The sequence below is a fragment of the Bradyrhizobium sp. B025 genome (assembly GCF_042257955.1).
Lineage (GTDB): Bacteria > Pseudomonadota > Alphaproteobacteria > Rhizobiales > Xanthobacteraceae > Bradyrhizobium > Bradyrhizobium diazoefficiens.
Genome location: NZ_CP170150.1, coordinates 7,214,668 through 7,237,437, shown reverse-complemented (window position 1 = coordinate 7,237,437; position 22,770 = coordinate 7,214,668). Strand labels below are relative to the sequence as shown.

The 22,770-nt window shown below is 66.3% G+C and carries 20 protein-coding genes and 1 pseudogene; 11 read left to right on the top strand and 10 right to left on the bottom strand.

The features are described 5' to 3' along the window. Positions 1–9: 9 nt before the first annotated feature. The gene (locus ACE10W_RS34100) at positions 10–873 is read left to right on the top strand and encodes a DUF1989 domain-containing protein (protein WP_039187026.1); all 864 of its coding nucleotides are present in this window, start codon (positions 10–12) and stop codon (positions 871–873) included. Positions 874–876: 3 nt separating this feature from the next. Here the strand turns inward: ACE10W_RS34100 and ACE10W_RS34095 are convergent, their stop codons facing one another. From ACE10W_RS34095 to ACE10W_RS34085, 3 genes are all read right to left on the bottom strand, one after another. Beyond that, entirely contained in the window at positions 877–1,272 is a 396-nt protein-coding gene (locus tag ACE10W_RS34095) for a GFA family protein (protein WP_304548302.1), read from the bottom strand. Position 1,273: 1 nt separating this feature from the next. Continuing rightward, positions 1,274–1,645, bottom strand: coding sequence for a hypothetical protein (locus ACE10W_RS34090; protein ID WP_011090035.1), 372 nt, complete (start codon positions 1,643–1,645; stop codon positions 1,274–1,276). A 108-nt stretch (positions 1,646–1,753) separates the two neighbouring features. Then, positions 1,754–2,131 carry a tautomerase family protein gene (locus ACE10W_RS34085; RefSeq protein ID WP_011090034.1) on the bottom strand — a complete coding sequence of 126 codons (378 nt, stop codon included), beginning with the start codon at positions 2,129–2,131 and terminating at the stop codon, positions 1,754–1,756. A gap of 166 nt (positions 2,132–2,297) precedes the next feature. On the opposite strand from ACE10W_RS34085, the gene ACE10W_RS34080 reads away from it, so the two are divergent. Next, entirely contained in the window at positions 2,298–2,897 is a 600-nt protein-coding gene (locus ACE10W_RS34080) for a TetR/AcrR family transcriptional regulator (RefSeq protein ID WP_304548301.1), read from the top strand. 3 nt (positions 2,898–2,900) lie between these two features. Here ACE10W_RS34080 and ACE10W_RS34075 read toward each other — a convergent pair whose 3' ends face one another. Both ACE10W_RS34075 and ACE10W_RS34070 read right to left on the bottom strand, forming a co-directional pair. Continuing rightward, positions 2,901–3,374: a hypothetical protein gene (locus ACE10W_RS34075; RefSeq protein WP_028172901.1), complete on the bottom strand. Its 474-nt coding sequence runs from the start codon at positions 3,372–3,374 to the stop codon at positions 2,901–2,903. 11 nt (positions 3,375–3,385) lie between these two features. Then, positions 3,386–3,886, bottom strand: a complete 501-nt coding sequence (locus ACE10W_RS34070; protein WP_060910621.1) for a hypothetical protein — start codon at positions 3,884–3,886, stop codon at positions 3,386–3,388. 295 nt (positions 3,887–4,181) lie between these two features. Between ACE10W_RS34070 and ACE10W_RS34065 the strand changes: the two are divergent. From ACE10W_RS34065 to ACE10W_RS34045, 5 genes and pseudogenes are all read left to right on the top strand, one after another. Further along, positions 4,182–5,863: pseudogene (locus ACE10W_RS34065) on the top strand (methyl-accepting chemotaxis protein). A 12-nt stretch (positions 5,864–5,875) separates the two neighbouring features. Continuing rightward, positions 5,876–6,547, top strand: coding sequence for an aspartate/glutamate racemase family protein (locus ACE10W_RS34060; protein WP_028172903.1), 672 nt, complete (start codon positions 5,876–5,878; stop codon positions 6,545–6,547). A 146-nt stretch (positions 6,548–6,693) separates the two neighbouring features. Beyond that, positions 6,694–8,415 (top strand): AMP-binding protein, encoded by a 1,722-nt coding sequence (locus ACE10W_RS34055; RefSeq protein ID WP_028172904.1) that lies wholly within the window; start codon positions 6,694–6,696, stop codon positions 8,413–8,415. Between the two features lie 12 nt (positions 8,416–8,427). Further along, positions 8,428–11,733, top strand: a complete 3,306-nt coding sequence (locus ACE10W_RS34050; protein ID WP_304548299.1) for a carboxyl transferase domain-containing protein — start codon at positions 8,428–8,430, stop codon at positions 11,731–11,733. A 252-nt stretch (positions 11,734–11,985) separates the two neighbouring features. Further along, entirely contained in the window at positions 11,986–13,854 is a 1,869-nt protein-coding gene (locus ACE10W_RS34045) for a sigma-54-dependent Fis family transcriptional regulator (RefSeq protein ID WP_028172906.1), read from the top strand. Between the two features lie 184 nt (positions 13,855–14,038). On the opposite strand, the gene ACE10W_RS34040 is transcribed toward ACE10W_RS34045, so the two are convergent. Together ACE10W_RS34040 and ACE10W_RS34035 are read right to left on the bottom strand one after the other, a co-directional pair. Continuing rightward, positions 14,039–14,593 (bottom strand): flavin reductase family protein, encoded by a 555-nt coding sequence (locus ACE10W_RS34040; protein WP_028172907.1) that lies wholly within the window; start codon positions 14,591–14,593, stop codon positions 14,039–14,041. Positions 14,594–14,650: 57 nt separating this feature from the next. Then, on the bottom strand, positions 14,651–15,748 hold the full coding sequence (locus ACE10W_RS34035) for an LLM class flavin-dependent oxidoreductase (RefSeq protein ID WP_028172908.1): 1,098 nt from the start codon (positions 15,746–15,748) through the stop codon (positions 14,651–14,653). A gap of 216 nt (positions 15,749–15,964) precedes the next feature. Here ACE10W_RS34035 and ACE10W_RS34030 point away from each other — a divergent pair, with 216 nt between their 5' ends. The 3 genes from ACE10W_RS34030 to poxB all read left to right on the top strand — a co-directional run bounded on the left by ACE10W_RS34030 (position 15,965) and on the right by poxB (position 19,344). Then, positions 15,965–16,879, top strand: a complete 915-nt coding sequence (locus ACE10W_RS34030) for a 2-dehydro-3-deoxygalactonokinase (protein ID WP_028172909.1) — start codon at positions 15,965–15,967, stop codon at positions 16,877–16,879. 15 nt (positions 16,880–16,894) lie between these two features. Next, positions 16,895–17,527 (top strand): 2-dehydro-3-deoxy-6-phosphogalactonate aldolase, encoded by a 633-nt coding sequence (locus tag ACE10W_RS34025; protein WP_028172910.1) that lies wholly within the window; start codon positions 16,895–16,897, stop codon positions 17,525–17,527. An 80-nt stretch (positions 17,528–17,607) separates the two neighbouring features. After that, positions 17,608–19,344, top strand: a complete 1,737-nt coding sequence (poxB, locus tag ACE10W_RS34020; protein ID WP_271550879.1) for a ubiquinone-dependent pyruvate dehydrogenase — start codon at positions 17,608–17,610, stop codon at positions 19,342–19,344. Here poxB and ACE10W_RS34015 read toward each other — a convergent pair. Both ACE10W_RS34015 and ACE10W_RS34010 read right to left on the bottom strand, forming a co-directional pair. Next, entirely contained in the window at positions 19,341–19,706 is a 366-nt protein-coding gene (locus ACE10W_RS34015) for a hypothetical protein (protein ID WP_028172912.1), read from the bottom strand. The genes poxB and ACE10W_RS34015 overlap by 4 nt on opposite strands. Positions 19,707–19,774: 68 nt before the next feature. Then, on the bottom strand, positions 19,775–20,698 hold the full coding sequence (locus ACE10W_RS34010) for a PaaI family thioesterase (protein ID WP_028172913.1): 924 nt from the start codon (positions 20,696–20,698) through the stop codon (positions 19,775–19,777). A gap of 147 nt (positions 20,699–20,845) precedes the next feature. Here ACE10W_RS34010 and ACE10W_RS34005 point away from each other — a divergent pair, with 147 nt between their 5' ends. Continuing rightward, on the top strand, positions 20,846–21,163 hold the full coding sequence (locus tag ACE10W_RS34005; protein ID WP_028172914.1) for a hypothetical protein: 318 nt from the start codon (positions 20,846–20,848) through the stop codon (positions 21,161–21,163). Positions 21,164–21,202: 39 nt separating this feature from the next. Here the strand turns inward: ACE10W_RS34005 and ACE10W_RS34000 are convergent, their stop codons facing one another. Next, the gene (locus tag ACE10W_RS34000) at positions 21,203–22,672 is read right to left on the bottom strand and encodes an amidase (protein WP_028172915.1); all 1,470 of its coding nucleotides are present in this window, start codon (positions 22,670–22,672) and stop codon (positions 21,203–21,205) included. Positions 22,673–22,770 lie beyond the last annotated feature (98 nt).

Here is a 22,770-nt window from a genome sequence, read left to right as displayed (position 1 = left end):
CAGCTTGGCATGTCGCCCAAAATCGCACCCGCAGACGCCGCTTCGCGCCGCGCCGCCAAGCCGACGATCGTCTATCCGGCCGGCACGATGCCCGGGCCTGACCTCGCCGCGCTTGAGCAGGCTCGCCGCACGATGGTCAAGACGCACGAGCTCACCGTGCCGCCACGCGATGCCAGAACATTTCGCGTGGCGCGCGGCCAGTTTTTCCGCATCGTCAGCATCGAAGGCCCTCAGGTCGGCGACCTCAATCTCTGGAATGCAGAGGATCTCTCCGAGCGCTTCTTCAGCGGCAAGACGCGGGCGCTCCATGGTACGCATGTCGGCATCGGGGACCGGCTCTGGAGCAATATGCCCTACCTTCGGCCGATGGCGACCATCAGTCACGACACGCTCGGCTGGTACGGCTTCGACGAGGACGGCGCCGGCATTCATGATGTGATCGGCACGCGCTGCGACCCCTATACAAATCTCCTGTTGAACGGCACGGCTTACGATTTCTGCTGCCATTCCAACCTGTCCCGCGCGCTTGCCGCCGAGCTCGAGATGGAGCCACGCGCGATCGAGCATCATATCCACGACGTACTCAACGTCTTCATGTGCACCGGCTTCACGAAGGACACGCACCAATATTTCATGAAGGCAAGTCCGGTCCGTCCCGGCGACTTCATCGAATTTCTCGCGGAGATCGACCTGCTCGGCGCGTTGTCGGCCTGTCCCGGTGGCGACTGTAGCGCAACCCATTCCAGCGATGCCGCGGCATGTCATCCGCTCAAGATCGAGATCTTCGAGCCGGATCGAACGACACTGAAGGACTGGAGCTGGCCGTCGCCAAGCGCGTATCACCGCCGCCACGGTGGGCATGCGCAAAGCTGAGCTTCAATCCTCCACCGGTAATCCATCCCCGTGCGCGTACCAATCCACGCGGGACGTCCAATGCACGTGCCGGTCAGGTGCCGCGCCCAGCGGCTCGTCGAACGCGCCGGCATGGATGATCGCCTCGCGTCCGCTGCGCGTGAGATGCGGCATCGGGCTGCCGCAGCTCTTGCAGAACGCGGTCGCAAAGCTTCGTGCATTGGGCAGATCGAAGCGCGCGACCGATGTTTCCCCGCGCAGCCAGCGCAGCGCCCCCGCCTTCACGATCACCTCGCAGGCATGCGCGGTCCCGGTCGCTTTGCGGCAGCGCGAGCAATGGCAGTTGAGGAAGCGATCGAACGGACCCTCGACCTCGAACGCGACCTCGCCGCACAGGCAGCTTCCGCGGAACGCAGCCATCTCACTCCCCCTCCGGCTCGGCCGGTTTCTCGGCCGCCTCTTCGGCATGAACCGGCGGGGCGCCGTGCGCGCCGCGCAGCCGGATCATGGTGTCGATCACGTCCACGTCGATCTTCAGCATGTCGAGATCGCGCGTCATCTCGCGCACCTCCTGGCCCTTGCGCGCCAGCTCCTCGGAAACGTCGACCGCCATCTTGCGCTCGGTCACATTGCCCTGCGTGTTGACGAACAGCTTTGCGCGCATCCATTCCAGCCGCGCCCGCTGGGTGTCGCGCTCGAACTTCTTCTCCGCGTAACGGCGCCGCGCCTCTGCGTAGGCGCCGACCAGCGCGGTTTCAGGCAGACTCCACAATTGCTCGACCGACATGGTCATGCGGCTCAGGTCCCGGGTTCGGCTCGGCGGAGGTTTCCTCCGCCGCCTATCAGACCCTTCCGGCCGGCAATTCTCAAGGGGGCGCGGGCAACTCCGCGCCCGGCAAATTCACGCGAACTGCGCGAGGCCGTGGCCGACCGACCAGTTTTCCCCGGGGGCATCGAGCACGTTCACGAACACGTCCTCGGGCCGGATGCCCGGGTTCTCGCCGAGCAGCTCCGCGATCCGCCGGTACAGCGCTTTCTTCTGCTCAGGGGTGCGCGAGGCGAACACGGTGATCTGGATCAGCACGGCGTCCTCGCTTCGCTCGACGCCGTAGGCGTTGCCGCAGCGGAAGTTCGCGGGGTCATGCTCGCTGATGGTCATGAACTCGTCGCCCTCGGGCACGTTCAGCGCCTCGCGCATGGCGCGGTAGAGACCGTCGAGGATCGCCTGCCGGTAGGCGTCGGGCTTTCCGGCGCGCATCGAGATGTGGAGGAGAGGCATGAGCTGGTCCCTTTGCATGCGGGCCGACCGGCCAGGGCGCATGGTGCGCGCCGGCGGTCCGGCTCATTGACGAAACGGGCTATCAATCCCAACTGGTTTTTGACACCATGTCGAGAAAACACGTTCTTGACATCGTGTCAAATACTTTCAGGCCGAGGATCGACATTTGAGACCGCGCGAGTTCGACCACGACGACGTCCTGCGCATTGCGTTCGACCAGTTCTGGCGCAAGGGCGTGCGCGGCACCTCGCTGTCCGACATCGCGCGCGACGCCGGCGTCCAGCGCGGCAGCCTCTACAATGCCTTCGGCAGCAAGGAGGCGCTGTTCCTGCAGGCCTATGAGCGCTACGCGGGCGATTATCTCCTCGCCCTGCAAAAGGCGCTCGGTGCCGGCAGTTTGCGAAAACGCCTCACCGCGTTCTTCGACCTGACCATCGTGAATTTCCGCTCGGGCTCGCCACCGCGCGGATGTCCGACCACGCGCGGCCTGATGGAGCTCGGTGCGGTCGAAGGCGAGGGGCTCGACGAGGACGCGCGCCAGGCCTTTGCGAACCTCATCTCGCGCATCACCGCTTTGGTTCAGGACACATTGTCGGCAGGCGCGAAACGCGGCGAGTTCAACGGCAATCCCGCGGTCGCAGCGCTCCACATCATCACGGTGACGCGCGGCCTCGCCGTGCTCGAACGGGCCTTCGGCGACGAGGCGCAGCTGCGCAAGATCGCGTCCCACACGATCGATCTCGTGCTCGGCAAGGCGGGCGGTTAGGCGTCAGCAGCAGGCAAGCGCGTTGACCGCCCGCGTTGTCGCATCCTCTTTCCCGGAGCCGACGAACCCGCAGACGATTGTCTCGAGTTCACCAGGCTGCTTGCTGCGCGCGACCGACAGCAGTCGCATCAACTCCGTCTCGTCCTTCGAGAGGCGCCGGCACGACGGCGGCAAGAAGCACAGCTCGCATGGCCGGCCGCTGCGCAGGATCCTGACGAGCGCAGCCGCTCGCGCGACCAGCAGCGGGCTGTCGGCAATGCCGGGCGCCTCGTCGGCGAAGCGATAGGCCGCCTCCCAGCAATCGGACGCGCCGGTCGCATAGGCAGCGCCAATGAAGCGGAACAGCGAAAGCGCGACGCGGCAGAATTGATCGTAGCCTTCGACGCCGGGACGGGTCGCAAGCGCGGCTTGAAGCGGGCAGAGCCGCGACTGGCCGGCTTCCGGGTCAGGCACGGAATTGCTCGCAGCCTCCATCATGAACGATCTCATCAATGCAACGTGGGACTGCCCACAAGCCAGCTCTTCATCACCATTGTCCGGTCCTGGTCAAAAGGCTCGACATGCCGGTCAGGCAGAATGAGGCCGGCCATGCGGAAGATGGTCGCTAGTCCCCGGACCGGCGCCAGCGCCCAATCCGCGCCCACCGGCGGCAGCCAGCACTCGAACTGCTCGCGCGCGACATCGTCGCGCTCCTTCTGCGCGGCGGCGATCGCCCGCAGGATTCCGTGCTCGCTCTCCGACATGCGCGGACAGGTGGGGCAATGCACTTCGATCGCCGTATGCGCCGTGCAGGCAAAGATCTCGATGATCGATTCCAGCGACGGCACGGCATCGCCGACGCGGAAATGGTCGTACACCTGCTGGATGTCGGCCGCGGTCGGAACGGCGCTTCCGCTGCGCGCCTTGGCGCGAAATCCCCAGATGAAGAGTCGCTCGGCTGCGGTCAGTGCGGGAAGGTCGATGGGCTTGGCGTATGTCGATTGATGCATTGAGCCTGTGGCCTTGGGCTGGGCGCACGCCGCTTCTGGCGCTGACGATCTGCGTTGATCGTTCCGTCAGAGCCTGTCGCAAGTCAACGCGTCGAGGGCCGATATCGAGGTCTTCTAGATTTGAAGCGTTCGGATCTCGAATGCGGCCGGCCCCGCAAACCTGCCGGGCCGCATACGGCATGCCGCCGAGCGCCCACTCGATTTTGCGGGGATTTGGGGAACCCGAATGCTTAAAGCTTTGCTAAGGGGAGCGGGATAAACTGGCATATCAGCCCTTCCAATTTTGCGAGCCCCGATGATTTTCTCCCGCATCAGTTTCAAGCTGGTCCTGATTGTCGGCATCAGCCTCCTCGGCATGATCGCGCTGGCGCCGATCGCGCTTTCGACCCTGCGCACCCAGATGGTCGCCGATCGCCAGGCCAAGACGCAGCACATGGTGGACGTCGGCTACGGCATCCTGGCGCACTATCAGAAGCTCGAGAGCGACGGAAAACTCCCGCGCGAGCAGGCGCAGGCCGCCGCCATGGCGGAGATCAAGAGCCTGCGCTACGACAAGGTCGAGTATTTCTGGATCAACGACATGACCCCCAGGATGGTCATGCATCCGATCAAGCCCGAGCTCGACGGCAAGGCCTTTCGGGGATGAAGGACCCCGCCGGCAACGCGCTCTTCATGGGCTTCGTTGACGTCGTCAGCAAGCAGGGCGCCGGCTTCTACAGCTATCTCTGGCCGAAGCCCGGCTTCGACCAGCCGGTCGGGAAGATCTCCTATGTGAAGGGCTTTGCGCCCTGGGGCTGGATCATCGGCACCGGCATCTATCTCGACGACGTCGATGCCGTGTTCCGCCAGAACGCGACGACGTTCGCGCTGGTGTGTCTTGTCGTGCTCGTGCTGGTGCTCGGTGCCTCCTTCGTGATCGGCCGCAGCGTCACGAAGCCGCTGGCAGGAATTACGGCGCTGACCGAACGCCTCGCCGCCGGCGACAGTGCGTTCGACGTGCCCTACACCGATCGGCGCGATGAGGTCGGCGGGCTCGCCAACGCGCTCGCCGTGTTCAAGGACAATGCGTCGGCCGTGGGCCGGATGCATGCCGAGCAGCAGGAGGCGAAGCAGCGAGCCGACGACGAGAAGCGCAGGACGATGGCCGATCTCGCCGGCAAGTTCGAGGCGAGTGTCCAGGCCGTGGTCCGCGACGTGTTCGATGAGGCGCGCGCGATGCAGCAGGCCGCGCAAGGCATGTCGGAGACCGCGAACAAGGCGACCGATCGCGCCAGCTTCGTGGCAACGGCCTGCCAGCAGGCGTCGAGCAACGTGCAGACGGTGGCCTCCGCCGCCGGCCAGCTGTCGTCCTCGATCACCGAGATCAGCCAGCGCGTCGCGCAGGCCGCGACGGTGGCCGACAAGGCGGCCGCCGACGGCCAGCGCACCAACGATACGGTGCAGGGGCTTGCCGCCGCCGCGCACAAGATCGGCGAGGTCATCGACCTCATCAACCAGATCGCCTCGCAGACCAATCTGCTCGCGCTCAACGCCACCATCGAGGCGGCGCGTGCGGGCGAATCCGGCAGGGGGTTTGCGGTGGTCGCGAGTGAGGTAAAGTCGCTGGCGAGCCAGACCGCGAAGGCGACCGACGAGATCGGCGCGCAGATCACCGCGATCCAGGCCGAGACCAATCAGGTCGTCGGCAATATCGAGAGCATTCGCGCCACCATCATGGAGGTCAACGAGATCTCCTCGTCGATCGCAGCCGCCGTCGAGGAGCAGGGCGCGGCGACGCAGGCCATCGCGCACAGCGTGCAGGAGGCGGCGTCCGGCACGGATCAGGTCTCGCAAAACATCTCCGGTGTGACCGATGCGACCGCCGAGACCGGCCAGGCCGCCGGCCTCGTGCTGCAATCCAGCGGCCGGCTGACCCAGAAACTGCAATCGCTCGAGAACGAGGTCAGCGCCTTCGTTGCCGGCGTGCGGGCGGCCTAGTATAGCGGTGGGATGGACCAAAACCCTGATCGGCGTGCGCGCATCCTCCTGATCAATCCGAACAGTCTTGGGGCGACCACCGCGCTGATGGTCGCCATCGCGAGGTCGGCCGCCGTGGCCGGGTTCGACATCGTCGGCGCCACGGCGACGCGCGCGCCGCAGATGATCGTGTCAGCGGAGGCGCTGGAGGCGGCCGCCGCCGAGGTCGAGGAGATCGCGCGGACGCATCGAGCTTCCCCGGACGGCATCATCGTTGCTGCGTTCGGCGATCCCGGTCTCGCCGGAATCAGGGCTGCGATGAAGCTGCCTGCGGTCGGCATCGGCGAGTCGTCGATGCTGGAGGCCGCCGCAGGAGGCCGCCGCTTCGGTGTGGCGACCACGACACCGCTGCTCAAGTCGAAGATCGAGGCGTTGCCGGACGCGCTGGGGCTGCGATCGCGCTACACCGGCACGCGCTTTGCCGAAGGCGATCCGCAAGAGCTGATGCGCGATCCGGCGCAGCTGCGCGCAGCCCTCGCCGGCGCGGTCGAGGCCTGCATCGCGCAGGACGGGGCGGAAGCTGTCATCATCGGCGGCGGGCCGCTGGGGGAAGCCGCGCGCGAGCTTCAGCCGATATTCACTGTCCCTGTCATCGCGCCGATCCCATCGGCCGTGAGGCGGATCATTCGCCTCGTCACGGCGTAATGTCTGCTTTTTCCGCGCCGCGGCATCGGCCGTGATGCGGAAAACTGTTTTCCTTGACATGAAGTCTGCCGTGCTCGACGTGTAACGATGTCGATTGACGGCACGTGCGTGCCTTATGAAAAGAAAAGCAACACGGGGAAGACGTCATGAGCGCGGCCCTCAACGAGAAGGACTACCTCGCCACCTTGCGCGGGTTGTGGGACAAGGCGTGGCCGAAGGGCATGCCGCGTTCGCCGAACTATCTGCACGGCGAAGCTCCTTTGACGGAATATCTGCGCGCCTGGGCGAGGCGGAGCCCGGAGCGTCCGGCGGTGATCTTCTACGGGCACGTCACCACCTACGCCGATCTCGACCGGCAGAGCGACCGCTTCGCGGCACTGTTGCAGGCCAAGGGCGTGCGCAAGGGCGATCGCGTCGCCGTCTTCCTGCCGAACTGCCCGCAATTTCACATCGTGTTCTTCGGCATCCTGAAGCTCGGCGCGGTCCATGTCCCCGTCAGCCCGCTGTCGCGCGCGTTCGAGCTGTCCTACGAGCTCAACGATACCCAGGCCGACGTAATCGTGGCACTGGACCAGCTCATCCCCGTCGTCGAGCAGGTGAGGGGCGAGGTGCGGCTGCGCGAGATCATCGTCACCAGCTTTGCCGATGTCCTGCCGGCGGCGCCTGCGTTTCCCACGCCGGAATCGATCCGCGCGCCGCGCATCGCGGCCGCAGGCGCGACCGATCTGTTGCCGGCGCTTGCCGCGATGCCCGCGCCGTCGCCGCTGCCGCCGCCCGGCCTCGATGAGGTCGCTGCGCTCAACTACACCGGCGGCACCACCGGCATGCCCAAGGGCTGCGTTCACACCCATCGCGACATGGTCTATACCGCCGCCGCCAATTACGGCATCTCGGTCCTGTCGGACGAGAGCAGCGTGTTCCTGTCGTTCTTTCCGGAGTTCTGGATTGCCGGTGAGAACTTTGGCCTGATTTTTCCGCTGTTTTCCGGCGCGACGCTGGTTCTGCTGGCGCGCTGGGATGCCGTCGGCGCGATGGCCGCGATCGACAAGTACAAGGTTACGATCACCGCGATGCCGGTCGACGGCGCGGTGGAGCTGATGGACCATCCGCGCTGGAGCGAGTTCGACCTGTCGTCCTTGAAGCAGGTGCGCGTCGTCTCCTTCGTCAAGAAGCTCAACGCCGACTATCGCAGGCGCTGGAAGGACCTCACCGGCACGATCCTGATGGAGGCGGCCTGGGGCATGACCGAGACCCACACCTCCAACACCTTCACATCAGGCTTCCAGGACGACGATTTCGATCTGAACAACCAGCCGATCTTCGTCGGCCTGCCGGTCCCCGGCGCCGAGTTCAAGATCACCGATTTCGAGACCGGCGCGCTGCTGCCGCTCGGTGCGGAAGGCGAGATCCGGGTGCGGACGCCGTCGCTGCTCAAGAGCTACTGGAACAAGCCGGAGGCGACCGCGGAGTCGCTCGTCGATGGCTGGCTGCGCACCGGCGACATCGGCAGCATCGACAAGGACGGCTTCCTGCACTTCCTCGGCCGCCGCAAGGAGATGCTGAAGGTCAAGGGCATGAGCGTCTTCCCGCCGGAGATCGAGGCGCTGCTGGGTCAGCATCCGAAGGTGCTGGGCTCGGGCGTGGTCGGACGCGACGATCCCGACAAGGGGCAGGTGCCGGTGGCCTATATCCAGCTCAAGCCGGAGGCGGTCGGTACCATCTCGGCAGAGAGCCTGCGTGCCTGGTGCGCCGAGCGCATGGCCGTCTACAAGGTCCCGGAGATTCGCATCATCGAAGCTCTGCCCCTGACGGCGACGGGCAAGGTGAAGAAGCAGGACCTCGATCCAAATCTGCCCGCCGCAGTCTGAGTGAGAGACATCATGTCGTTCAAGAAACTCCTGATAGCCAATCGCGGCGAGATCGCCATCCGCATCGCGCGCGCGGCGGCCGATGCCGGCATCGCGACGGTAGCGATCCACCCTGCAGACGACGCGCTGTCGCTGCATGTGCGTGTCGCCGACGAGGCGCTCGAGATCCCTGGCCGCGGCGCGCGGGCCTATCTCGACATCGAGGCCGTGGTGACGGCGGCTAAGGGCGCCGGCTGCGATGCCGTGCATCCCGGCTACGGTTTTCTGAGCGAGAATGCCGCGTTCGCCAAGGCCTGTGGCGAGCAGGGGATCACCTTTGTCGGGCCAAAGGTGACAGCGCTCGAACTGTTTGGCGACAAGGTCGCGGCACGGCAACTGGCCAAACGCTGCGGCGTGCCGATCATCGCCGGCACCAGCGGGCCTTCGTCGCTCGAGGAGATCACGGCGTTCTTCACGTCGCTTGGCGGCAACGCGGCGATCGTGATCAAGGCGATGGCCGGCGGCGGTGGCCGCGGCATGCGCGTGGTCGAGAATGCGGCCGATCTGGCGGAAGCCTATGCGCGCTGCCAGTCCGAGGCCAAGGCGGCATTCGGCTTCGACGGCGTCTATGCCGAGCGGCTGATCCGCCAGGCGCGTCATATCGAGGTGCAGATCATCGGCGACCGTCATGGTGCGGTCTCTCATCTCTGGGAGCGCGAATGCACCATCCAGCGCCGGCACCAGAAGCTGGTCGAGGTGGCGCCGAGCCCGTCGCTGAGCGAGCCCTTGCGCGGCCGCATCATCGAGGCGGCGAGGCAACTCGCGACCGCCGCGGCTTACGACAATCTCGGTACTTTCGAGTTCCTGGTCGACGGCACGGCGGAGGATAGCTTTGCCTTCATCGAGGCCAATCCGCGGCTCCAGGTCGAGCACACCGTGACGGAAGCGGTGCTGGGCCTCGACCTCGTCCGCGCCCAGCTCGCGGTCGCAGCAGGCAGCACGCTGGCCTCGCTCGACCTTGCGCAGGGATCGATCCCGAAGCCGCGCGGCTACGCCATGCAGCTCCGCGTCAACATGGAGACGCTGGACGAGACTGGCGCGACGCATCCGACCGGCGGCGTGCTCGCCTTGTTCGAGCCGCCGTCGGGGCCCGGCGTCCGTGTCGATAGTTTTGGCTATGCGGGCTACAAGACCAGCGCGGCCTTCGATTCGCTGCTCGCGAAAGTCATCGTGCATACGCCGGGCGAGGCCTGGCATGACGTGGTCGCCAAGGCTTCGCGCGCCCTGCGCGAATTCCGGATCGACGGCGTCGTCACCAACATCGCCTTCCTCCAGGCGGTGCTCGCGCATCCCGATTTCAGGACCAACCGGATCGCGACCGATTTCATCGATCGCAACATCGCGAAACTGGTCGAGGCGGCCGATGGCGCAGCCAAGCCGCTCTACTTCGCCCCGACTGAGCGAGGCGGCGGTCACGGCATGGAGACGCACATTACGCAGGCCGTGCCCGAAGGCGCGGTGATGGTCGCGGCACCCCTGCAAGGAACCATCGTCACCATCCAGGTGAAGGAGGGCGAGGTCGTGCGCCCCGGCCAGCAGCTTGCCGTGATCGAGTCCATGAAGATGGAGCATCTCGTCATGGCCGAGCAGGGCGGCCGGGTGATGAAGCTCGTCGCCGGAGACGGCGCCACTTTGATGCATGGCGAACCGATCCTGTATCTGGAGCCGCTCGACGTCGCGGCCGACGCGTCGGCGGCGGAAGCCGATGTCGACCTCGACCACATCCGCCCTGATCTCGCCGAGCTGATCGCGCGCCAGGCCAACACGCTCGATGCGAACCGGCCGGCCTCGGTCGAGCGCCGCCGCAACACCAACCAGCGCACCGCCCGCGAGAACGTCGCGCAGCTCGTCGACGACGGCTCCTTCATGGAGTACGGCAGCCTCGCGATCGCGGCCCAGCGCCGCCGGCGCAAGCTCGACGACCTCATCAAGAACACGCCGGCCGACGGCCTCGTCATGGGCGTTGCGACCGTCAATGGCGAGAAGTTCGGCCCGGAGGGCGCGCGCTGCATCGTCGTGGCCTATGACTACACCGTGCTCGCGGGCACGCAGGGCCACATGAACCACAAGAAGATCGACCGCATGCTGACGCTGGCAGAAGACTGGCGCGTGCCGCTGGTGTTCTACGCCGAGGGCGGCGGCGGCCGGCCCGGCGATACCGACCGGCTCGGCATGACCGGGCTCGACGGCCCGTCCTTCGTGCAGTTCGCAAGGCTCTCCGGCCTCGTGCCTGTCATCGGCGTCGTCTCCGGCTATTGCTTTGCCGGAAATGCCGCGATGCTCGGTTGCTGCGACGTCATCATCGCCACCAAGAACGCCTCGATCGGCATGGGCGGCCCCGCGATGATCGAGGGCGGCGGCCTCGGCGTCTACCATCCGGCCGAGGTCGGCCCGGTCTCGTTCCAGTCGCCGAACGGCGTCATCGACATCCTCGTCGAGGACGAGGAGGAGGCGACGCGCGTCGCGCAGAAATACCTGTCCTATTTCCAGGGTGCGGTGACCGACTGGCAGGCCGCCGACCAGCGTCTGCTCCGCCGCGCCATCCCGGAGAACCGCCTGCGCGTTTACGACATCCGCAGCGTGATCGATCTCGTCGCGGACAAGGACAGCGTGCTGGAGCTGCGCCGCGACTACGGCGTCGGCATGATCACCGCGCTGATCCGCATCGAGGGCAAGCCGTTCGGCCTGATCGCCAACAACCCGCGCCATCTCGGCGGCGCGATCGATGCCGATGCCGGCGACAAGGCCGCGCGCTTTCTCCAGCTCTGCGACGCGTTCGATCTGCCGATCGTCTCGCTCTGCGACACGCCCGGCTTCATGGTCGGCCCGGAAGCCGAGAAGACCGCGATCGTGCGGCACGTCTCGCGCATGTTCGTGACCGGCGCGAGCCTCACCGTGCCGCTGTTCGGCATCGTGCTGCGCAAGGGCTACGGCCTCGGCGCACAGTCGATGATCGGCGGCGGCTTCCACGCCTCGTTCTTCACTGCGGCGTGGCCCACCGGCGAGTTCGGCGGCATGGGCCTCGAGGGCTATGTCCGCCTCGGCTTCCGCAAGGAGATGGAGGCGATCGCCGACCCCGAAGAGCGCGAGACCTATTACCGCAACAAGGTCGCCGAGCTCTATGCCAACGGTAAGGCGGTCTCGATCGCGTCCGTGTTCGAGATCGACAACGTCATCGACCCCGCCGAGACGCGGCGCTGGATCATGGCGGGGCTTAGGTCGGTGCCGAAGCCGCCCGCGCGGACGGAGAAGAAGAGGCCCTGCATCGATACCTGGTGAGCGCAGTGCAGCAATCTTGATGATGCCGTCATTCCGGGGCGCGCGCAGCGCGAACTATGGTGTGCAATTGCACACCTGAGAATCTCGAGATTCCGGGTTCGATGCTCCGGGCCGCGCTTGCGCGGTCCCATCGCATCGCCCCGGAATGACGTCTAGAGACCGTGTGCCATCTCCCCCGTTCCCGGTTCCCGATTGACATCCCCGCCCGTGCTGCCAGACTTTGCACAATAATACAGGGTGGAGACGTCCGCGATGGCCAGCCTTTCGGCCTCGAACCATGTCGCCCGCGTCTTGTCCGTCGCCAATCATGTGGCCGACGTCGATGCCTCTTCGCGGATCGCCAATTCGTGGCGGCGCTGCCTGATCAGCCACAAGCTCGATCCCGCCCGTCAGGGCCCGCCGCAAACGCTCACCGAGGCCGAGATCCGGCATGTCGCCGAGCCGATGGAGGAGACGATCCGGCTCGCGACGCCCGAGCTCGACGACCTCGCCCGCGTGCTGCGCGACGCCGGCTACTGTGTGAATCTGGCCGATGTGAACGCGACCATGCTGTTCAGTCGGCTTCCGGGCGAAGCCGATGCGAAGATGTTTCTGGACTGGAAGATCTACACCGGCTCGAACTTCGCCGAGACTTTTGAGGGCACCAACGGGCTCGGCACCGCGCTGGCCGAGCAGAAGCCGATCCTGGTGCATCGCGACGAGCATTTTCGCGCACAGTGGCACATGTTCTCCTGCGCCGTGGCGCCGCTGTTCGACCAGGCCGGCCGGCTCGCCGGTGCCATCAACATCACCTCCTGCCGTGAGGATCTCGAGCGCGCCGCGCATCAGCTCGCGCTCGCGGTGACGATGGAGGCGACGCGGCGGATGGAGGGTGCGATCTTCCGCGGCCATTTCCGCAACGCCTGGATCGCGACCGTGCCGGGTGACGGCGGCAGCGGCCTGCTCGCCTATGACGACGACCGCCGTATCGTCGGCGCCTGCCGTTCCGCGCGTGCGCTGCTCGGCCTCACCGACGGCATGATCGCATCGGGCATCGATCTGTCGCGTTACATCAAGTTCGATCATCACGCCGCGCGCAGTGCGGACGATGTTGTCGAGCTGCGCCGCGCCGACGGCAGTCCGTTGGGCGAGGGCCATGTCGCCCCGCCGCTGCGCGCCAAATCCTTCACGGGTCCACACGCTCCGCGCCGCGATGCGACGATCGACCGTTTTGATGACCTGCATCGGCTCGCCGGCCGCGATCCCGGCCTGATCCGAAGCGTGAAGCGGCTCCGAAGCATCGGTGATCGCAATCTGCCGGTGCTGCTGCATGGCGAGACCGGCGTCGGCAAGGACGTGTTCGCCCGCGCCATTCACGCGGCGAGCAACCGTGCCCGCAACCATTATGTCGCGCTGAACTGCGCGGCGATGCCGGAGAGCCTGATCGACGCCGAGCTGTTCGGTTACGAGGCCGGCGCCTTCACCGGCGCGCGGCGCGAGGGCTCGAAGGGCCTGATCGTGCAGGCCGACGGCGGCACGCTGTTCCTCGACGAGATCGGCGACATGCCGATCGCGCTGCAGACGCGTCTCTTGCGCGTGCTGGAAAACCGCGAGGTCTGGCCGCTCGGCGCGCTCAAGCCGGTGCCGGTCGACATCCGCCTGATCAGCGCCACCCATCGCGATCTCGGCCGCATGGCGGAGGAGGGCGCCTTCCGCGCCGATCTCTATTTTCGTCTCCGCGGCATGGAGGTGAAGCTGCCGAGCTTGCGCGAGCGCGCCGACCGCGACGACATCATTCGCCAGATCGCGCGCGAGGAAGCGCCGAATTGCCGCCTCTCGGACGAGGCCTGGGCGCTGCTGTCGGCCTATCCGTATCCCGGCAACATGCGCCAGCTCCGCCATGTGCTGCGGCTTGCCGGCTGCACGGCGGAGAACGGCGTCGTCACCGATGCCGATCTCGATCTGCCGCTGTTCGGCGGCCGTGCGGCGGAGCCGGATCTCGCGGCGGCCGAGCGCGCGACGATCGTCGAGGCGCTGCGCAAGCATGGCGGCCGTGTGACCGAGGCGGCGCGTGCGCTGAAGCTCAGCCGCGCGACGCTGTATCGCAAGATCAAGCACCTGAAGATCGAGACCGCGCAGTAGCGCGTTCGGTTGGAGATGAACGAGGAGCGAGCCGCGGGCTTTCGCCTCTCCCCGCGTGCGGGGAGAGGCCGACGCGCGAAGCGCGGCGGGTGAGGGGGACTCTCCGCGAGTCCAACTGTCACCATCCTCGGAGAGACTCCCCCTCTCCCCACAAGCGGGGCGAGTGAGCGCACCGCCGCCGCCCTTACGAAAAATCCGTCCAGCTCAGATGCCTTGAATCGAGATCGCCGACTGTAACGGTGCCGCGGATTTCGTGAGGTACGTGGAAGCTGCTGCGCAGATAGACCAGCGGGGCGGCCCCGTCGGAATGCGACACCCCGCGGACTTCGCCGACGAAGATCGAATGCGTCTTCGTTTCGAATTCCTGCGCCAGCTCGCAATCGAACGCGGCCACCGCGTCGGTCAGCACGGGTGCGCCGGTGGCTCCGCGCGTCCACTGCCCGAACGCAAAGCGGTCGTCACCGTTGACGCCCTTCTGGCCGCTGAAGGTGAGTGCCAGCAGCGCGTGGTCCTCGTGCAGGAAGTTGATTGCGAAGGCGCCTTCCTCCCGGATCCGCGTATGTGCGCTGGCGTTGCGGTTGACGCAGACGATCAGCGACGGCGGGTTGTCCGACAGTGAGCAGGCCGAGGTGACCGTGAGCCCGGTGCGCTTGCCGTGCTCGGCACCGACCGTGACCAGCGCGACGGCACCGGCGCATTGGCGCATCGCCTGCTTGAAATCCTTTGCGTCCACGCTCACGCGGAAATCTCCGAAACGGGTGCGGATGCGGCACGATCGCGCCGCATCCGCGTCGGGTCAAGCCGCCTTCTTCGTGGAGCCGAGATGCTTCAGGCGCGGCATCACCTCGCTGCTGAGCAGCGAGAGCGAGTGGTGCCAGGCCTCTGCCTTGTGCTTGTAGTCGAAGCCGAACACCAGCAGCACGCCGAAGCCGCCGACCTCGTCGTAGATCTTCTCGATCTTCTCGGCGACGGTCGCGGGCGAGCCGACGATCCAGTTCCGCTTGGCGCAATATTCGACGGTGACGTCGCTGTCGGGCACGTCGGGCGCGTGCTTCAAATAGTCCTTGAAGCCGAAATGGCCGAGCAGGGGCAAGAAGTACTCGTGCATCATCCGGCCCATCATGTCGCCGGTGGAGAGCTTCCAGGCCTCTTCGTCGGTGTCGGCAACGAAGACCTCGCGCACCAGCCGCCAGTCCTGCCGGTTCGGCTTGCGTCCGGTCTTGGCGGCGCCGATCTCGACCGAATCCCAATGGCTGCCGACATAGGCCGGGTTGAGGTTGAGGCTCATCGGGATGAAGCCGCGTTCGCCGGCGAGCTTCAGCGTGTCCGAGTTCTTCGACAGACCGGCAACGCCGATTGGCGGATGCGGCGCCTGCAACGGCTTGATGTGAGGCTTGAGGAAGTCGAACATCGTGTCCGGCTTGGTCACCGTCCAGAATTTGCCCTTGTAGGTCCAGGGCGCGGGATCGGTCCACATCTTCAGGATGATCTCCAGCGCTTCGCGGGTCATGTCGCGGTTCTGCCCGCTCATGCCGTCGACGTTGAACATCGCCCAGTCGCTCGGCAGGCCGCTAGCCGCGACACCGAAATTGAGCCGGCCCTCGGACATGTGGTCGAGCATCGCGACGCGGTTGGCGAGCTCGGCCGGATGGTGATAGGGCAGCAGGAAGCCGCCCGGCCCGATGCGCAAGCGCTTGGTCTGCATCAAGGCCTGGGCGATCAGGAGATCCGGGGTGGGATTGGGTTCCCAGGGCGCGGTGTGGTGCTCGCCGACCCAGGCCTCTTGATAGCCGAGCTCGTCGAGCCAGCGCATGACTTGCAGGTCCCAGTCGTTTCCTTCCTTCAGGCCGCACTCCGGCGGGTGCGAAGGCATCGTGAAATAGCCGATCTCCATGGGTTTCCTCTCCACAATTGACGCGTCTTGGTGCGCGGTTCACGGATGTGAGTGGGGATGCATGAGCAAGCGGTGTGCCAGCGCGGCAGCGTCTCAGACCTGCGATAAAACGCTGGTTTGCGGCGGCAATAGCCGATATCCCGGGGCGAATTTGCCAGCCGTCGTCTCATTGTCGCGAGACGGCGTCTTGCCGGTGAGACGAGGACGAGAACCGAGATGAGCGAACCCGCCTATGTCGCGGTGGACTGGGGCACCAGCAGCTTCCGCCTGTGGCTGGTCGATCGGGCCGGCCAGGTCCTGGCCGAACGCCGCAGTGGCGAGGGCATGCTGGCCGCGGCCAAGACCGGATTTGCCGGTGTGCTGCAATCGCATCTTTCCGCCGTCGAAGCACCGGATCATCTGCCCGTTCTCGTCTGCGGTATGGCCGGCGCCAAAACCGGCTGGGTCGAGGCCGGCTATGTCGACACGCCGGCACCGCTCACCTCCATCCTGAAGCAGGCCGTGCGGGTGCCGGGTGAGGCGCGCGACATCCGCATCCTGCCCGGCATCGCGCAGCGCGACGCAGGCGCGCCGGACGTGATGCGCGGCGAGGAGACGCAGTTGCTCGGCGCGCTCGGCCTTAAGGCCGCCGGCGAAGCGCTGGTCTGCATGCCCGGCACGCATTCGAAATGGGTGCGGGTGAAGGACGGCACGGTCGAGCATTTCTCCACCTTCATGACCGGCGAGCTGTTCAGTGTGATCTCGCGCGAGACGATTCTGTCACTCGCGGTCGCAGGCGCCGATGACGCCGAGGATGTTGCAAGCTTCAAGGCGGCGGTGAAAGCCGCGTTCGAGGCGCCGGCGTTCGCCGCCAACCTGCTCTTCGGTGCGCGGTCACGGCAGTTGCTGTTCGGCGGCACGCCGGCCGCCGCGCGCGAGACGCTGTCGGGCACGTTGATCGGCACCGAGCTGGCGGCGGGTCTCTCTGGCAATGTTCCCAAAACCGGCATCACGTTGGTTGCGTCAGGGCGGCTTGCGACGCTGTATCAGCTGGCTTTCGATGCGCTCTCGGTGACCCCGCGGCCGATCGATGCGGATGAAGCCGTTCGCCACGGCCTGTCGATGGCGGCCGCGGCGATCTGGACGAGTTAAGAAGGATTTCCTGAGATGAGTGTTCCCTTTCCGTCGATGAAGCGTCCGCTGGTCGCGATCCTGCGCGGCGTCAAGCCAGAGGAGGCCGAGGCGATCGTCAGCGTGCTGATCGAGGCCGGCATGACCGCGATCGAGATCCCGCTGAATTCGCCCGATCCGTTCCGCTCGATCGCCACCGCTGCGAAGCTGGCGCCGGCCGGCGTGCTGATCGGCGCCGGCACGGTGCTGACCACCGCAGATGTCGATCGTCTCAATGACGTCGGCGGCAAGCTGATGGTCTCGCCGAACGTGGATACGCAGGTGCTCGCGCGTGCGCATCAATACGCCATGGTGACGTTGCCGGGCGTGTTCTCGCCGACCGAGGCGCTGCTTGCCGCGCGCTCTGGCGCATCGGGCCTGAAATTCTTTCCGGCGAGCGTGCTCGGCGCATCCGGTATCGCCGCGATTCGCGCGGTGCTGCCGGCCGGCGTGATGATCGCTGCCGTCGGCGGTGTCTCCGACCAGAATTTTGCGGAGTATATCAAGGGCGGCGTCACCGCATTCGGGCTTGGCTCCAGCCTCTACAAGCCCGGCATGTCGGCGGCCGATGTCGCAGCGCGCGCAAAGCAGACGATCGCGGCCTACGATCGGGCGATTGTGAAAGACTGAAGCTGCAATAAACCAGCCGTGATCCCGTCACGGCCGCGCTTTATCCTATCTTGCTGAATCAGCGAGATCAGGAGACCGACATGGCGATCAACAACGTGGCCGATCTGTTCGTGGCAACGCTCGAACAGGCCGGCGTCAAGCGGATCTACGGCATCGTCGGCGACAGCCTGAATGCCTTTACCGAGGCGCTGCGGCGTCGCGGCACCATCGAATGGATCCACGTCCGGCATGAGGAGGTTGCGGCGTTCGCAGCCGCCGGCGAAGCCGAGATGACCGGAAGCCTTGCGGTCTGCGCAGGTTCCTGCGGTCCGGGCAATCTGCATCTGATCAACGGCCTGTTCGACGCGCATCGCAGCCGCGTCCCCGTGCTGGCGATCGCGGCGCAGATTCCGTCGGCCGAAATCGGCGGCGGCTACTTTCAGGAAACCCATCCCCAAAACCTGTTCCGGGAATGCAGCCATTATTGCGAGCTGGTCTCGGATGCGAGCCAGCTGCCTTTCGTGATCGAGAACGCCATTCGCGCGGCCGTGGGCCTGCGCGGCGTCGCCGTCATCGCCATGCCCGGCGACGTCGCGTTCCGCGATCCGCCGAGGCGCGCGCTGTCGACGGCGCGGGGGCTCGCGCTGTCGGCGCCGAAAGTCGTGCCTGAGGCCGATGAGCTGAAGGCACTCGCGGACCTCCTGAACGGCGCCGAGCGCATCACCCTGTTCTGCGGCCGTGGCTGCGCCGGCGCGCATACGCCGTTGATGCAGCTTGCGGAGGCCTTGAAGAGCCCGATCGTGCATGCGCTCGGCGGCAAGGAGCACGTCGAATACGAAAATCCCTACGATGTCGGCATGACCGGGTTCATCGGCTTCTCCTCGGGCTATGCCGCCATGCACGCCTGCGACGCGCTGGTGATGCTCGGCACCGATTTCCCCTACAAGCAGTTCTTCCCGACCGGTTGCCAGATCGCGCAGATCGACATCCGCCCGGAAAATCTCGGCCGACGCTGCAAGATCGACCTCGGCCTCATCGGCGACGTCAAGCTGACCATCGAGGCGCTGCTGCCGCTGCTGAAGACCAAGACCCAGCGCAAGCATCTCGACGATGCCGTCGCGCATTACAAGAAGGCGCGCGAGGGGCTGGACTCGCTCGCCAGGGGCACCCCCGGCAGCAAGCCGATCCATCCGCAATATCTCGCCAAGGTCGTCAGCGACCATGCGTCCGAGGATGCCGTGTTCACCGCCGATGTCGGCACACCCACGGTGTGGGCGGCGCGCTATCTCGAGATGAACGGTCGCCGCCGGCTGATCGGCTCCTTCGTGCACGGCTCGATGGCCAATGCGATGCCGCAGGCGATCGGGGCGCAGGCCTCGCAGCCCGGCCGCCAGGTGATCTCGCTGTCGGGCGACGGCGGCTTCACCATGCTGATGGGCGATCTGATCACGCTGACGCAGATGAAGCTGCCGGTGAAGGTCGTCGTCTTCAACAACGGCGTGCTCGGCTTCGTTGCGCTGGAGATGAAGGCCGCCGGCTTCGTCGACACCAATGTCGACCTGCAAAACCCTGATTTCGCGGCGATGGCGCGCGCGATGGGCATTTTTGCCAAACGCGTCGAGGACCCCGGCGAGCTTCCGGGCGCGGTGAAGGAGATGCTGGCCTACAACGGGCCCGCGCTGCTCGACGTCGTCACCGCCAAGCAGGAGCTGTCGATGCCGCCGACCATCACGAGCGAGCAGATCAAGGGTTTCAGCCTCTGGGTCTTGCGCGCGGTGATGAACGGCCGCGGCGACGAGGTGCTCGATCTTGCGAAGACGAACCTGCTGCCGCGTTAGCTGCGCTTCGCCGACGGCACATGCAACCGCTCGTGGCGGCGCTGGAAGCGCTGCCAGTGCAGTACGCTGCCGATCAGCAGGGCCGGCACGAAGCCGAGCACGATCAGGAAATGCGGCAGCTCCTTCGGCGAGATGAAGGCGATGGCGATGTCCGAGATCAGCCACAGCGCTGCGAACATCACCGCGAAATCCGTGCGCGGGCAGCGCAGATAGTAGAACACGGCGGTGATGACCACGGCAGGCCCGATCGCGATGGCGATCAGCACCGCGGTCAGCTCCTTCGGCGTCACCGCGTCGAGCACCATCGACGCCAGCAGCCACATGGCGGCGAACATGGCGATGATGTCGATCGGATGCCGCAACCCAATACCTCTCACGGGGAACGCGCTATCGTTGTGGTTCCAGGCCCCCGCCGTCAAGTAAAATAGGCCTATTCCTCGTCGTTTCCAGGCGTCGGCCGCAGCATGAAATGGCCGAAGGCGGTGGCGATCGGCTTGTCCGCATCGTCCTGCCAGGCGCGCGCCTCGAAGGCGACGATGCGCCGGCCCTGCTTGACGATCGAGACATTGGCAAAGCTGTCGAGCGCGCGGCCGGAGCGCAAGTAGTTGATGGTCAGCCCGATCGGCTTGGGCGGCGCGGCGGCGCCGAGCTCGCGCGCCACGCCGATGATGGCGGTGGTCTCGAGGAAGGCGCCGGTCATGCCGCCATGGATCGCGGGCAGGATCGGATTGCCGATGATCTTCGGCGAGAACGGCATGGTCAGCGTGCCGTCGTCGTTGACGCGGATGCCGAGGCAGCGCGCGAACGGGCTGCGGGCGAACGGGCCATCCGGATCCTCCGGCGCCTCCAGGGTCGGGATGCTGCGCGAATCCATCCTGCGGTCGGCGAGCATGTTGGTGCGGTTGGCGCCGATCATGAAGCAGGCCGTTGCGGTTGCGACCGGATCGTCCTCGGACTCCTGATACGCGGTGGAGCGTACGAAGGCGATCGAGCGCGTGGTGCGGTAGCAGACCGAATGCGCCTTGATGTCGAGGCCCGGCGTCGCCGGCTTCTGATAGTCGATACGCAGGTCGAGGGTTGCGATCGCGCGCGTGCCGTCGAGCGCGAGCTGCACGGCCATGCCGCAGCTCTCGTCCAGCATCGCGGTGACGACGCCGCCATGCAGCACCCCGGTCTCGGTGTCGCCGACGAAGACGGGACGGTAGGGCAGGCTGGACCAGGCCTCGGCGGGTGCGAAGCGGTCGAGCTGGAGCCCGCTGATATGGCCGTAGTCGGAGCGGCGGCCCTTGATGGCCTCGGCCAGCTCCTCGAACGGGAGCGTGGCAGGTAGGCTGGACGTCGATGAGCTGGACATGGCGATGTTCTAGACCAGTGCCGGGCGCCGCGCAAAACCCCGAATACCGGTCGCACGGCAGGCCTGCGGGCGGTTGGGCCTCGACAGGGCGGTCCGAAGCGCCGATGGTGAGCGCTTCGTTCGTTCGACTAGCCGCAAGGAGCGCTTATGGCCGACCCCGAAACACCCGGCACCAATCAGGGGCCCGTCACCATTTCGAGCTCGAGCTCCGAGCGGGCGCCGATCATCTATTTCGACGGCGCGTCTTGCTTCGGCCATCACAACGGCGCGATCCAGGTCGAGCTCGCCGCGAACCTCTTGATGCCGGTCGGAGCCGCGGTCAGGGTCGAAGTGGTCCAGACCGCGCACCTGCGTTGCAGCGTGGCCGCCGCGCTTGCCCTGCGCGAAGCGCTCGACAAGGCGCTCGCGATGTACAAGCAGGGGCAGCAGCAGCCGACGGAGGAGATCCCGGCGATGAAGAATTGAGGCGGCAGCGCGATCGCATGTCATTGCGACCGCAGCTCCTCAGCTCACATGCACCTTCGGCTTTCTGCCGCCGTTCCACTTGCCGTCGAGCGCGCGCTCGATCTGGGCGGCGAATTGCAGGAGCAGGCCGTCATTGGCCTGCTTGGCGATCGCCTGGATGCCGAGCGGCAGGTCGTGGTCCTGGGTTGCCATCGGCATCGAGATCGCCGGCATGCCGCAGAGATTGGCGAGCGGCGTGAAGGCGAAAAAGCGCCAGAGGTTGCCGAACCAGTCGAGCACGTCAGGATTGTCGGAGATGGTCAGATATTCCCTGGTGCCGACTTTCGGCGTCGGCAGCGCCGTGATCGGCGTCAGGATGACGTCCCACTGCTCGAAGAACGCGCCGAAACCGCGTGACGTCGTGTTGAACACGCCTTGCATCTTCGCCCGCTCGGCGAAGCTGGTGTGCCGGCCGGCTTCCCAGATCCTGATGTTCATCGGCTCGATGAGGTCTTCCGGCGGCTTGTCCAGCCCGCGCGCGGCCAGCATGTTCGAGATCACCACCGCAAAATTCGAGATGTAGCACATCGTCTGCGCCTCGAACGCCGCACGGAAGTCGAGCTCGGGCAGCGCATAGTCGACGTGATGACCGAGGCCTTCGAGGAAGCGGCCGGTCTTCTCCAGCTCGGCGGCGATCTCCGGCGTCGCGGTGTAATCGCCCCATGTGTGCGACAGCGCGATGCGAAGCTTGCCGGGATCGCGCTTGATCATCTCGGAATAGGGCTGCGCCGTGGTCCAGAACGGCATGAACTCGCCGGGCGCAGGCCCGCGCGCGTGATCGACGAAGGCGGCGGTGTCGCGCACCGAGCGCGACTGGCAGCCCTGGATCGAGACGAGCCCGGTGAGGTCGGACATGTGCGGGGCCAGCGAGAACACGCCGCGCGAGACCTTCAGCCCGATATTACCGTTGACGCCGGCGGGAATGCGGATCGAGCCGCCGCCGTCGGTCGCATGCGCGATCGGCACCACGCCGGCGGCAACCATCGCCGCGCTGCCCGCGGACGAGCCGCAGGTGGTGTAGTCGGTGTTCCAGGGATTGCGCGTGACGTAGACGGCCGGATTGTCGGCCGAGCTGCAGACGCCGAATTCCGGCGTCGTGGTGCGCCCGATCAGGTTCAGTCCGGCCTGGCGGAATTTGCCGGTCAGGAAGGTGTCGGCGCTCGCGCGATTGCCGCGCATCAGCAGCGAACCCATCTCCTGGAGCCGGCCCTTCATGGTCGGCCCGAGATCCTTCATCAGGAAGGGCAGGCCGGCGAACGGGCCGGCGAGGTTGGCGCCGTCCTTGGCCGGATCGGCGATCACGTCCTCGAACAGCTCGACCACGCCCGACAGCGCCGGATTGACCTTAGCGACGGCAGCAGCGGCCTGGCGGGCCAATTCCTTCGGCGTCAGCTCGCCCTTGCGGACGCGCGCCGCCAGCCCCACGCCATCGTGCTGCGCCCACTCGTTCCAGCTCATCGGCAAAGTCATGAAATTCAAATCCTCTAGATGCGGCGGTCCTTCCTTTCGCATGGACCCTGCGTGAATCAACTGAGCCGGCGCGAAGGGCAGGGTTGCATGGGGCGGAG